The organism is Mucilaginibacter sp. GW822-FHT03E02, assembly GCF_058801545.1.
Genome location: NZ_JBXANJ010000001.1, coordinates 5,586,389 through 5,599,561 on the forward strand (window position 1 = coordinate 5,586,389; position 13,173 = coordinate 5,599,561).

Genomic DNA, 13,173 nt, shown 5'->3' on the forward strand with positions numbered 1-13,173 from the left:
ACCTTGGTTATGCTAATATATCATTAAACCGACAGACCGTTTTTAATTGCACAATTATTGCCAGATAGAAAACTGCTGCAGACAAGCATTTCTTTACCCCTTCGTATTATAAGTTTGACGGAACGCTACTACTCTCATTTAAAAACGAAGCCAACCCTTATCATAATTCAATTTCATACTCATTTAAAATGTATTCATCCAGGAATTTAAAATTCTTGCGATAATAGTTTTTTAGTACATAATGACCATCGCCATCCGGGTTAGTAACTTCGTACTCATAATCACCTATTGCCATTATAGGTCGCTTAAAAGCATTGTTAAGATAGGGTACAATGTCATTGGTGTGCGAGGTTATAATATGCTCAACATCTATTTTTTTTCTTTCATCTTCCGGAAATTCTTCTTCGGTAAACGACATTTCATGTTCAAGCGCATCACCTATTTCGGCTCCATATTTTTTTATACTACTGGTAATCAGTTGGTGGAATTCAAAATACTGGCAATAATTACAGATGCCGATAAGCTGCTGATCCTGGTCCCATAAGCAGTCTCCCTTACTGTTATAATTGGTGGCGCACAAAACCGTTGTATCAATCAGTCTGCCTTCTCCGCATTCCGGGCAAAAGGGATAATTTATATCTATCAGTTCTACAAGTTCGCCGATCTCGTTAACCAATGCAATTTTATATTTATCATCGTCTTCCTTTTGCAGCGGTTCATAGTCCTTCAGCTTTTTAAAGTCAAGATTAGTAGTCACATCGATCCGGAATGGCTTGCCATCAAAAACAGCGCTGAAATCTGTGTGGTCACCTGCATCTCCGGCGAAGACCAATCCGAAATCTTTTTTATAATTTTTATAAAAGCCCAATTCTGCTTTTAATCCCGTATACCCCTGAATATTCAGCGCGCCAGATTTTCTATACCCCTCCAGCCATTCAAAGGCCATTTCTCTCTTTTTTCCGCCTTGGTGAAAAGCAGAAAAAAGTATCCTTCTCTTTTCGTTGTATATTTCAGGGCCTGTGATGATTTTTGCCATATTAATTTTTATGCTTTTTAGTTTTAGGCTTCTGGGCTTTATGCCCTTTTACCTTGGCAGTCTGACGTGCTTTGGAAATATCAACAGCAATAATATAAATACTCCCATCCCAAACCTGGATTTCGTAATTCTCCCCGGATTTTTGATCGAACCAGACTCCATCCATTACTTTTATCATTTCCTTATCGAGTTTCTCCTGCGTCTGTTTTAAAAACCATTCAGTATAAATGAGTTTTTGACAGTAAAGAAATCCTCTTCCCTTTTCGTATTCCGGATGTGCCCTTTGATAGTCAATGAAGTCGGTATAATGCCCTACTGAGTTTGGCGCGCCTATAAATAAAGTTTTAATTTGATCAAAGAGTTCTTTAACCTTTAAAAAGTCTACCTGCTTGTTATGCTCAAGGCTCATTTTGATGAATTCACCGTTCTTTCCGATCTTCTCGGCATATCGGTAGGTTTCAGATGACCGGTCGAGTATGCTGATCAGCTCTAAAAGCGGTAAGAAATACTTATTGAATTCTGCTGTTTCAGCCGAATCCAATCCTAATTTTTTATGCAGTCTACCATAAGCAATTTTAAATTCTTCTGCTAAATCGGCAAGTTCGTGGCTTTTTATTGATGCAGTCCAATTGTCAAATTTGGTAAGACGCTGAATATCATGATATTCCGAGAAAAAGGCGATATTTTCTTTCAATGCAAGTTCAATGCCATGTGCTATTTTGTGTAATAAAGGTACCGCGATTTCATCAAAACGTCTGTCAGTGCCCGGGTATGATCCGAATATGTAATCAGCCAGCCTTTCATACTGCCCCCAGATGCTGACATTATTGTTTGCGTACATCCCGATGTAGGCACGATAGCGGTCCCTTTCAGCCAGGTTCATTTTTTCTGTTTCCATGTGCAAATTTATGTATTGTGTAAGATATTGATCAGGAAGATATACGTTATAGCTTTGATGGTTTGCGTATTAAGAGGTATAGTACGCATTATAAATATTTATTAATTTACTGACATGACTGACAGGCACTCGAAAGAAGCAAGAAGCTATAATATGTCGCGAATACGCAGTAAGAATACAAAACCTGAGATGGCAGTAAGGAAATACCTATTTGCGCACGGATTTCGTTACCGGCTGCATGATAAAAAGCTGCCGGGCAAACCCGATATAGTTCTCCGCAAATATAAAACGGCAATTTTTGTACACGGCTGTTTCTGGCACGCGCATGAAAACTGCCGATTTGCTGCGGTGCCAAAGTCAAACACTGAATATTGGATCAAAAAAAATATCCGGCAACATTTCTCGTGATTTATTCGCCCAAGAAAACTTGCAAAAACTTGGTTGGCAGGAAATTGTGCTGTGGGAATGTGAACTTAAGAAATCGAATTTTGAGCTAACGATGGAAAAGCTCATTGGTCAGCTAAATAAAATTAATTAATCGATATCAGCGACAGTATAGTTAGGATATTATAAAATATAGTAAATTTAGCGCTACTGTCTTTCATAAGACCTGGACCATTATAAATATGCTAAAAACGGAAGTTGTTGACCCTAATGTCGGAAATTTCATTGAGTCTATACGCGACATTGGTTACTCTTTCGAAGTTGCGGTCGCAGACCTGATTGATAACAGCCTTACTGCAGGTTGTTCTGACGTTAAAATTGTTATGTTGCCTCAGCCCGAGCTCGTATTTGCCATTTTAGATAATGGTGCCGGCATGCTCGAAACCGAGCTCGTCGAAGCTATGCGGCTCGCAACATGAAACCCCAAAGAAATAAGAAGCAAAAATGACCTGGGCCGCTTTGGGCTGGGACTAAAGACGGCTTCATTTTCTCAGTGCAGGAAGCTTACGGTAATAACTAAAAAAGAAGAGATTATTTCCTGCAGGCAATGGGACCTTGACTACATTTCAGAAAAAAATAAATGGCTGTTAATCACTCCAGTGGAGGGACCTTTTTACTAGAAAAGGGGCAGCAGTCTTTCCGAGATCGACTTTGTTTTTATTTAATTATTTATAAATCAGAAAGATATAAAAATAAATTGACTCAATAAGTGGTTCGATGTCCAGTGTCCACCCCAAAATGTATAATCTATATTTTGAATTGGACGTTGAGAATTCAAAAGTTTCCATGATAGTACTTGTTAAAGCTGTTATCCAATCATTTAACAATATACAATGGTTTACTCTGTCAAGAAAACTCCAATTAAGCAAGTAAAAATAACAAACTCTCCAAACTTCCCGATGTAGGGACCATTCAGCGTTTTTTGTGATGTCGGAAGCGAAGGATGAGACGACATATGTGGTGGGGAAGTGACGGTCTATTGCCGTGCTGTTTCCCATGAATCCAATTGGATTTTGCGCTCATACTTCAGGTGGTGAATAAACAATTTTTCCTATTCAAATGGCAATTAACCCAGCATAGTACAGGGCTGAACATTTTCCCAAATTCTTTTTTCCTTCATAAAAAGTCCAGGAATGAGATATTGCGGTGGCGACAGGTTTGAGCAACGGCCAGCATTTTCAGGTAGTACCTTATTCCCCTGAGATGCATTGGCCTTTTACTCGATGTCTGTGCTGTGCGAATGCCTTTATTGCGGCTTCGGCGTTATTATTGTTCCAGGGTACGCTATCATAATGAAGGAGTGAGTTGCTCTCGGCACTTAAATCTGAAATTAATAAGCTATAAAATCTTTTTTAGGTTCTATCGGACTTTTGGGATGTCCCTTATCTCGGAGAACGTTTTTATGTATCGTTTTTAAATTACATTAGAGCTTGGGTGACCATACTGACAATAGCCCGAATCGAACTTTAAATTCATATCCATCAATTTATTTTCTAAGTCCTGCAGCTTTTTGTAAATTATCGGTTCATTTATTATAATTAATTACCAATGATTGCATTGCATGAAGGAAGTTTCTTTGGGAATGTTAGCGCTGCTAACCGCAACGCTGGTTTCACCGTTTGCATAACTGATTACGAGCCGGGTGACCTGCAGGCAGATGCAATGCACTATCATGACCATGCCCAGATCTACTTCACAATTAACGGAGGCAGCATCGAGAAACGGAATTGTAAAGAAAATGAGATGCAGGCTGGAAGTATTGCATTTTATCATGCTGGGGAGCCCCATCAGAACATCCGGAAAGGAGCATATTCCAGGGGACTGAATATTGAACTTGAAGACGTCTTTTTAGCGCGTGGCTTATTTAATCCTTCTACTATTGAAATCGCAGTTAGAAAAATACCGGACGTTAAATTTGCTGCCATTAAAATTTATAAAGAATTGCTCGCTGATGACGATTGCACCGCTGTTTCCATTGAAATGCTGTTATTGCGGGCGCTCGATTTAAAGGCCAGCTATATTATCAACGGCCGCGCACCATTGTGGGTGACTCAAATACATCAGCTCCTGCATGATCGCTGGAATGAAGTCCTGACGCTTGCAGAACTCGCCGATGCCGGTGGGGTCAGCCCAATCACAATTTCGAAGCATTTCCCGCAATACTTCGGCTGTACGCTTGGCGTATATATGCGCAAGTTAAAAGCTGAAAGAGCTGTCAGCCTTATCCGACATGCGAAAATGCCGCTCACTGATGTTGCATTTGCCTCCGGCTTTGCTGACCAAAGCCACTTTATACGGGTATTTAAACAGCATACCGGCTTTCTGCCAAAACAGTTTGCCAGGTCATAATCAATCGACCTTCTTAAAATATACGCCCTTTACCCGCTGGTCTCCAATTTCCAGTCCCCTGACCCTATTTTGTACACCGGTTAAAAAAGTTATCTCACCGATACCGATCCAAAGTTTGATTTTACTGTTCCAGGTAAAGTTACCTTTAACAGGAAAAATTTGAATTGGGGGATTTTGATTGATAGTTAAGGTAACCCTATTTCCCGTCTGCTGGATATGGTAGCGGGTTTTCAGTTCATCGCTATAATACGTACCACAGTAACCTCCGAGTTCGCGCGCGTTCTGAGGAGGTGCGGGATCATATTTTACAAACTGGTCATCGGGGTTCGGGTCATCAGGATTATGAAATTGCATGTTCTCACCCGAACAATATAGTTTGATCGCGGTACCTTTAATCTGGAAGGTATCCCGGCTTAGGGGAATCAAAGCAGATCGCCATCCGTCAGTATTGTCAAAATATAAAGTGTCTTTAGAGAGCACGATCTGATTGTAGTAATTGTAATTGACGTTCCAGTAATTTCCAGCAATTTCCAGCGCACGTGCGCTGCTTATCCTGATTTTTGGAGTCGGAATTGCGACGATTGGAGCATTATTTTGTTCATAGGCTGCAAGATATAAATCAGCGACCTTATTAGCTAAAGACGTTGTCCAGATACGTCCGCGAGCATTGTTCAGAACGATCACTGTGAAATGCTGATCCGGAAAACGCAATATCTCAGAGTCATACCCAAGCATAAAGCCCCCGTGCTCTAAAATGCGTAAGCCTTTGTGAGTGTCATTGTTGATGCCCCACGCATAAGGGATCGTGCGTCCATTTTTCAAAGTGTACCGCTCACCCAACTTTTCAGCAAAATTTATTATACCCAACCGGTCGTTGTAAAAAGCGGCATCCCATTTGGCCAGGTCATTCAACGTAGTAAACAGGCCCCCGTCGCCAACCATGTCGAAAGCCTTGATGTACTGACGGTAACTGTTCTGGTAGGGGTAGTAACTTTCCACACGATTAGGTATAATTTCATCCCGGTTATCATCAAAAAATGTGTGGTTCATCCCCAATGGTTTAAACAAAACGGAATCGGCAAATTTCCTTAAGGTCATACCGGCTACCTTTTCAATCACTTTAGCAAGCAGGATGTAGCCGCCACTACTGTAAGTGTACTTTTCACCCGGCTGGAAATTAAGCGCCTGCTGCCGCCGGAGCATATTAAAAACGTCATCGTTGTTATACAGCCCCTCAAAACTAATATCATGCCCGCTGAACAGCATAAGTGAAGTATATTCTCTTATCCCGCTGGTATGGTGCAGCAAGTTTGCTAACGTGACGGGCTGGCGATATTCAGGCATTTCCGGCAGGTATTTCCGGATATTATCATTGATATTGATCTTACCTTGGTCAGCAAGCAGCAATAAGCAGGCTGCTGTAAACTGTTTGGAGGTCGATCCCATATAAAAAGCCGAACTATCGCTCATTGGCGAATTGTAGTTTAAATTGGCCAGGCCAAAACCTTTTTTATAAATAAATATGCCATCGCGTATGATACCAACAATATAGCCGGGCTGCTTTGGTTTAATAAAACTGAATAAGCTGTCCATGCTTTGAACGAGATTGCTTTCGTTAGTTTGAGCATACAGTTTACTTTGTAAGCTTAAAAAAGAACAGGCAAAAAGCAGCCAGCGAACGGATTGATGTACTTTGAACATGGTTAGGAAAATTTACTTTTTCAAAGTTAGGGTCAAAAAAAGAGTCAAAATAGAACAAAATTTGCCTTCGCTAAAATTTTTGCCAGTGACAAATTACACCCTGATTTATCTTCATTAATGTAACTCTTCAGCCCGGAAGCGTTCTGTTAACTGCAAAAAGCCATACTCCGATTAAAGTAATAGCAAGATCTGCGAGGATCAGTAAAGAACCGATAATGTGTTTTTATAAACCGGCTAGTTGCCGTTTTTGCGCCGTTTAAATCTGGGCCTGAGCTACCTTTAGTTATCCTTAAATGGCACAAAAAGCGTCCATGCTCCTTCATGAACGCTTTGATCAACGGTTCGAGCAGTTTGATAAACTGTTTAATGACCAGGAACTGCCTTATCAGCTGTTACCGGATATTCTCCAACTGAAAGTGGAATCCCTGGTTGGACGTGGCCGCTGGGCGGAGGCTTTCTATTGGATCGAAATGGGGGAAGCTTATCATAAGTTCGATGATATATCCCAGCTTCAATTTTTGGAGGACTTAAAACTAAAGGTCAAAGGTTTGGACAACATTGACGAACTGCAATATCAATACAAACGTATTTTTGATTCCACACCCGATAAGCTTATCCAGGTAATCCCTGCGAGATTAAATGGAAAAACCAGCATGCCCGAATTCCTGATACAGAAATTTGTCTATGCCGCCGACAAAATGCTTGATAAGATCCGGGCGGTCGAAAAGATAAACGACGAGAATAAATACAATGACCTGCTTGAAGTTATTTTGGAAAGCAGGATATATAACTATGGCTGGACAATTTCCGGGCAGAAAAGAGGCGCTTTCTCGGGAGAACTCGGCCCGCAGCCTGGTATGCGCGATCTGCCTGTACTTGGAGCCGACACGAAGATCATGCTCGTGGGAGAAGCATTAATTTACAGAGGGGCCGGAACTGCGGTGCCGCATCTCGAAAAAATATTTAATTATTGCCACCAGCGGGAAACCCTATTCATTATTTATTATGACCTGGATACTGCGGCTAATTTTGAAAATCACTGGAAGAACTATCCGACAGACATTATACCAAAATGCCAATATCCTTCCGGGTATGAGTTAATCGGCTCTTTTACGGATGTAAGTGCCCATTTTAAAGTAAACGCTTCAGCTATCAAGGTCGGCAAGACCGAGCACTCTTCCGGCACGGTTATATACCACATCTTCATTCAAATCAAATATAATCTTTAAGCTGATATACGGTTTACTCTTTACCCTTGTTCGTCTTTCAACCCGTTATCGGGAAATTTGGGCGGATTGTTACGGTCATAGAAAACGAAACCAGCGATGTCGTCAGCGTTAAGTGTTGCGTCACCATAGGTATTTGTTTTGGGATCGAAAGAACGCAGGTTATTTAAGAGTGAGGGATCGATATTCATGTGGATGGTTTCAACCTCCCCTTTTAGCAGTTCGTTCGATGAAAAGTCTTTAAACGCTGCATGATACGTTTCTGTGTTCATGGGCGGCTCTGAAAATACAGGAGGGCATAAAGGAACAACCGGGTGCCTGAAGCCGTTGGCGAGGTCGGAACGATGGAACGGCAGGGGGAACTGGTAACTGATATGCTCATAGGTTAACATGAAAACATGAGTGGTCAGGTTAGCCATCGGATCATATTTGCGGAATAGCACCGCAACAGGGTGAGCAGCTTTATACTGAAACGGGAGATACTGACACATCACCGTGGCAGAATCTGGTTTTAAGTCATCATTTTTAATTAATAATAGGTAATCAATAATGGCCTGGTAATCCGGCAGGTGTATTTCCGGCATCATATTGATGGCGATCTTCAATAAGGATTTATAGACAAAAAGCGGCCGGTACGAATGCTTGGTATAGGTCATGGTGATCAAGCCGGTCGCTTTATCCAACATAAAACTTTTGTCAGAAACATCCTTCCGCATGATCTTCGATGCTGTGGTGCCAAAAAAATCTTCCGACCGGGCCGTCACGATCTCGCCGGGTGACTTGAAGGTCGGAACACCGTTCTTTCCTTTGTTGCCAAAAAAGCTGGGCAACATGCCCAGCGAATAAGCCAGGTCGTTATCATATCTGCCGAAATGTTTATTGCATTTACCGCATTCCGAATCGGAGATCAGGGTATGATTGCCCAATAATTCCGGCATCAGGTGAGCGATGTCTTTAAATAATTTAGCATCCGGACCAGCCTTGCAGAAGCGGCAGACCCTTTCAGGTTTTGGCTTTAGTTGTGTTGTTTCCTGGCCTGCGCTGATCTCCAGTTCCACGCCGTAAGCGTTGATAAAATTCATCAACTGGTTCTCCAAACCCGGAATCGTATAAAATACCTGTTGATGCATATTGCTTTTAATTGGTAATTGTCATAAATCGCCTTACATTTTGCTTTTATAGAGTCATGCGGTCCAGTCACCCTTGTTATAGGCAATAATGCTGGCCATGGTGGCTAGGCCGCCAAGGGTTTTAGGGATTTCCTCGGAATCCCCAAGTCGTATCCTGCCTGCGTAGTCGCCGGAACGATTTGCTAAAACTTCGCTATCCCAAAATTCAACAATTTTTGTTTTTAGGGTTTCTAGCCCAACATCCTGATTTTTATTCTTTGTTAGCTGGACAAAGTAGGCTTCGTTACTTGCATTTCGGAAGACAATATTTTCGGTGGTCGCTTTAAAGCCCATTTTTCTCGCTAATTGAGCCCATTCCAGCGCGGACAATGGCACCGCAAATTGCTCCGGCTTTAACAATGGGTAAAGCTCCGCGATAATAATGTTGCCATCTTTTTTGATGGCTGTATAGCAATAGGATAGTATTTCAGCGATCTGATCCGGGGGAAGTTCGTGAAAAACATTGGCAATGACAATGAAGTCGAACTCTCCATCGGGCAAAGTATCGACCACCGAGACCATTTCGGGATATGGAAATGTGGCCAAAACCTGTGCGATCTTTTTCCTTGGTTCTTCGTTGGGTTCGTACAAACACCAGGTCAACCGGTCGGTTTCATTCACTTTAAGGATCTTGTTGACATCTACCAGTAACCGGCCTTCACCGGCGCCGATCTCCAGCACCTTAACCGGACGGATAATCAACCTGTTCCTGAACAGGTTGTATAATTTCTGAGACTGCAGATCCGGCTTTTTCCCACTGTCAGCGCCGATCACCTCGTAATTAAACAGAGAAGTAAATGTCGCCGTCAATAATTCATTCAGGTTAGCAATGTTCGCAGCGGATATCCTGAGCAGCTGGTTGTCATAAGCATCGAAAAGCTTATAAGAAGAAAGCAATTTTGCATAGCTCTTTTCTAATAATTGACAGGTCCTTTTTGGTGGCGTAAACCGCGAATATTTGTCGTTCTGAATAATCTCAGGGAACTGGTCATTTGATTTTTCGAGGTCAAGATAATTGACCAGATCAGCGTACACCGAAAATATGATATGCGGATGGTGGGTAGTGATAATGGTTTGCGGTACGCGCTTTTTTACGAAATCTAAAACCGCCGAGATGTATTCCGGGTGCAAATGGTTTTCGATCTCATCAAATAAAAGCAATGCAGGATTTTCGTAATGAACTAATAATAGCAATGACATCAAAACCTTTTGCCCTTCACTCCAACTCGCATAGGGAATAATGATCTGCCCGGTGAAGATTAAGTGCATTTCAAATAAAGGAAGGCTTTTTTGGGGTTTACTAAAACCGAAATAGAGCCGCCCTTGCGTGAGCTTTTCGAACAGGACGACAATCGGGTTCGAACGGGGTGCTAAATATATTTCCTGGTTTAAAAGTCCGTTCAGAATACCCAGCCGATAATCTGTCTCTATGGGGTCGTGCCACTTTTCGCTGTCAAAGTCCTTTTTTAACTTTCCGAACAGGTGTTCGATAAATTCAAAAGTGATATCTTCCAAGCACTTTTTGATTTCCGCCCGGATATACAGATCGGACATCCCTTTGTAGTGGCGGTTCACATTTTTGTGATTGGATTCCTGTGCAGTCGAGGTCCCTTTTGAGAGGTCGGTGATCAGTGAAATTTTGGTAATCAGCATAGCTGGCGCGATCTGCGCATCCGCCTGGGAAAAATTGCAAAAAATATCGTCGGAATTTTCCCGGTCTATGGGTTGGTCCGTGCTACTCAGCAAGTCGTTTCTTTTGAGAACGATCCGGTGCACCCTTTTTAAAATATAACTTTTCCCGGAATGGTTCTTACCGCAGATTATCGTTATCGCCCCTTTGTCCTTTGCCGGTTGGGCAACAATGATCTTATTTTGCGAAGCAAATTTGGCATGTTTGGGGAATTGTATTTCAGTTAGTGGCATGAACTGGCTTCTTGGTTTGAAAAGGTTTAATTAACCCCCAAATTACAAATTAAAGAGATAACAAATATCCCAAAAAGTAAGCCATTTAATACGCAGTATTATGCCTAGCCTTCGAACACTGATTAAGCTTACGGAATAAAATGAATAATAAAGATCTCCTTTGATTTATCAGGTTTATCGTCAGCTGACTTGATTTGACCGAGGCTTTTTTTATTAGTCCAGACAATAAGGGGCCATAGCGTTTTGTCTCCGTAATATTTCAAACTTAAGTCTCCGATTGTTTCGACGCCACCTGAATAGTTAGCCGGTGTTTCGACCATTTGCAGTTCTTTTGCTTTATATGCTTGTTCAAGCTCAAAAATATTCGCTAAAGGATCAAACTCCGGTTTTTGGATGGACATTTGCAGGAGATCCTGATAAGCCGCTTTTTTACTTATAGCGCTGACTTTAACAATTTCATCTGTGGTTTTTCCATTGAAAATCGAGACCCGCCAAATCTCCAAAAGACTTTTATCAGGAATGGTCGAATTTTCCTGTACAGACGCCCAATCAAAATAGCCTTTCCCGATATTTGAAACCGCAATTAGCTTCCAGAATTTCGCATCCCCATATTGTTTTTCAGCAATCTTCCCCAAAGTTTCAGGAGGGTGAACTGTTAAATAACTCACTTTAAAATGGTCAGTTTGTGCAGTACCAATAACGGTATCTATTACCTTGGTGTAATATTTCCCATCCTTCACTTTGTAAGCATTGCTTAACCATTGATTTAAGACGGCAACGGAATCGAGTTCCGAAGTCACCGTCTTTTTTTCAACGGTGAAATCTTTCATAGAAAACCACATCATTAAAGCTCCAAGTAAGGACAAAAAAACGCCTGGACTCGCATTGGCTAATTTTACCCCAAAACCAGGCCCTTTTAGAACAAAAGATATTTTCCCGGTCAGACCTTTAAAAATAAAAATCAACCCCCAAACCAACACGCCTATCCCAGCAACTTCCAGTACCAGTCGCTGAATGATTTTAATTGTTTGTGCATCCATCTAAGCTTCAAGGTTTAAGTAAAACTTAGCTATAAAAATAATAAGATATTTTAAAAGAATATATTTTAAAATATCATTGTGCCTGAAATTCGTCGCATTTAACAGGTTTCACAGAGTTAGTCTTACGGACTAACTACGTTTGGCTTTAAAGAATGAACTTTATCCAATAATTTATTGATTCAAATCCGTAATCTATGCACCCAGGTCCTGCGACCAATCCGTGATCTTAGGCGCAGTTTGTCATTATTAGCTAACTATAATCCGTTATTTATGAGATTGATTTTCATCCTTTTTAGTTCGTCTAACATATCTACTAGCACATTATAAATTAAAATATCAGCATCGTTAAAGGCAGAAAAAGGAATTTTTGTTATTAAGCCCCTTGCAATTTTTTGCAGATAATTTTTAAAAGCTGTGTACTCAAGTTCATAATATTTAGGGGGTTGGTTAAAAGTCAAAACTAGTGACGAAATATCTTTCAATTTGCGCGTATAGGCTATCAAAGAAAATTTTTCGTCAAAAAAGCTGTTCTTTATAAAGTTAGTAAGTTCAATGAAGTCAAAATAAAAGGATATTGGCGTTTTTTTATAATCGCAATTTAACCATTGACTCACTTCCCAATAAAATGAATTGATTGAAAAATGGTCATCCGAGAATAAAATATAAATTTGATAAGTTTCATTTAATGCTATAAAATCATAACCGCAAATAGATTCTTTGTTTATCAATTGGTAAATAGAAAAGCTATTGTTTTTTACATCCTGAGATTGAAGTAAAGTCTGCTGTGCTTTATTATTTTGCTCCCAAGTATTTACAAAAGCATACAGGTTATTGCGATGACGTTTTAATTCATTAGGTCTTAATCCCTTAGATTGACTTGTTTTCGAATCATATTCATCATGGTGGTCAAAGCAAAGGAATACTAAATTATCAAAGTGCGCATTGGTATTATCTTGATCTATATGTGCAAGTTGACCACGTTTAATTTTAAAATCATTACTCAGTCCAAAGCAAAGCGAACACCTCCTTCGGGAAAGAAAAAGATGTTCTACTTCATTGTCGATGCTTATACGCTTTCTCGCCATTGGTAACCCTGTTTATCGAAGGTATGACTTCTGAACGGGAATTTGAACCAAAAAAAATATTGGTTCAAATCCGCAATTAAACGCAAATCAGAAAGGAAATGGTTCGATATATGTACAGTAGGGAACCCATTAGCATCAGTTCCAGTGTTGTGATTTGCTTTCATTCTTTGCCCTTTCGCGGATCGACGAGGTCAAAATAAAACTACCTCTGTGCCGATTAACGAGAGATTCCCGCGGATGGTACCGCCCTGCTGGCGGATACCGATGAGAAAATAAGTCTGGGCGGGCGTTAAGCCGGGGTA

Annotated in this window: 11 protein-coding genes and 1 pseudogene; 5 read left to right on the forward strand and 7 right to left on the reverse strand. The window is 40.8% G+C overall.

The window, feature by feature from the left end; all coding sequences use genetic code 11:
- Positions 1 to 160 precede the first annotated feature (160 nt).
- Both AC1RM2_RS23210 and AC1RM2_RS23215 read right to left on the reverse strand, forming a co-directional pair.
- The gene (locus AC1RM2_RS23210) at positions 161 to 1,036 is read right to left on the reverse strand and encodes a hypothetical protein (RefSeq protein WP_492987518.1); all 876 of its coding nucleotides are present in this window, start codon (positions 1,034 to 1,036) and stop codon (positions 161 to 163) included.
- 1 nt (position 1,037) lies between these two features.
- Complete coding sequence (locus AC1RM2_RS23215) at positions 1,038 to 1,934, reverse strand: hypothetical protein (protein ID WP_492987519.1); 897 nt, start codon at positions 1,932 to 1,934, stop codon at positions 1,038 to 1,040.
- 153 nt (positions 1,935 to 2,087) lie between these two features.
- Here AC1RM2_RS23215 and AC1RM2_RS23220 point away from each other — a divergent pair, with 153 nt between their 5' ends.
- From AC1RM2_RS23220 to AC1RM2_RS23235, 4 genes and pseudogenes are all read left to right on the forward strand, one after another.
- Positions 2,088 to 2,342, forward strand: coding sequence for a very short patch repair endonuclease (locus tag AC1RM2_RS23220; RefSeq protein WP_492988269.1), 255 nt, complete (start codon positions 2,088 to 2,090; stop codon positions 2,340 to 2,342).
- Positions 2,260 to 2,472, forward strand: a complete 213-nt coding sequence (locus AC1RM2_RS23225) for a hypothetical protein (RefSeq protein ID WP_492988279.1) — start codon at positions 2,260 to 2,262, stop codon at positions 2,470 to 2,472. Before AC1RM2_RS23220 ends, AC1RM2_RS23225 begins: the two co-directional genes overlap by 83 nt.
- 88 nt (positions 2,473 to 2,560) lie before the next feature.
- Positions 2,561 to 2,998 (forward strand): annotated as a pseudogene (locus AC1RM2_RS23230) (ATP-binding protein).
- Positions 2,999 to 3,926: 928 nt separating this feature from the next.
- Positions 3,927 to 4,727, forward strand: coding sequence for a helix-turn-helix transcriptional regulator (locus tag AC1RM2_RS23235; protein WP_492987520.1), 801 nt, complete (start codon positions 3,927 to 3,929; stop codon positions 4,725 to 4,727).
- Here the strand turns inward: AC1RM2_RS23235 and AC1RM2_RS23240 are convergent, their stop codons facing one another.
- Positions 4,728 to 6,428, reverse strand: a complete 1,701-nt coding sequence (locus AC1RM2_RS23240; protein ID WP_492987521.1) for a serine hydrolase domain-containing protein — start codon at positions 6,426 to 6,428, stop codon at positions 4,728 to 4,730.
- Positions 6,429 to 6,721: 293 nt separating this feature from the next.
- Here AC1RM2_RS23240 and AC1RM2_RS23245 point away from each other — a divergent pair, with 293 nt between their 5' ends.
- On the forward strand, positions 6,722 to 7,657 hold the full coding sequence (locus AC1RM2_RS23245; RefSeq protein WP_492987522.1) for a hypothetical protein: 936 nt from the start codon (positions 6,722 to 6,724) through the stop codon (positions 7,655 to 7,657).
- 20 nt (positions 7,658 to 7,677) lie between these two features.
- Here the strand turns inward: AC1RM2_RS23245 and AC1RM2_RS23250 are convergent, their stop codons facing one another.
- The 4 genes from AC1RM2_RS23250 to AC1RM2_RS23265 form a co-directional block, all read right to left on the reverse strand.
- Complete coding sequence (locus tag AC1RM2_RS23250) at positions 7,678 to 8,784, reverse strand: hypothetical protein (protein WP_492987523.1); 1,107 nt, start codon at positions 8,782 to 8,784, stop codon at positions 7,678 to 7,680.
- 54 nt (positions 8,785 to 8,838) lie between these two features.
- Positions 8,839 to 10,746, reverse strand: a complete 1,908-nt coding sequence (locus tag AC1RM2_RS23255; RefSeq protein ID WP_492987524.1) for an AAA family ATPase — start codon at positions 10,744 to 10,746, stop codon at positions 8,839 to 8,841.
- A 128-nt stretch (positions 10,747 to 10,874) separates the two neighbouring features.
- Entirely contained in the window at positions 10,875 to 11,786 is a 912-nt protein-coding gene (locus tag AC1RM2_RS23260; RefSeq protein WP_492987525.1) for a hypothetical protein, read from the reverse strand.
- Positions 11,787 to 12,040: 254 nt separating this feature from the next.
- Complete coding sequence (locus AC1RM2_RS23265; protein WP_492987526.1) at positions 12,041 to 12,871, reverse strand: hypothetical protein; 831 nt, start codon at positions 12,869 to 12,871, stop codon at positions 12,041 to 12,043.
- Positions 12,872 to 13,173 lie beyond the last annotated feature (302 nt).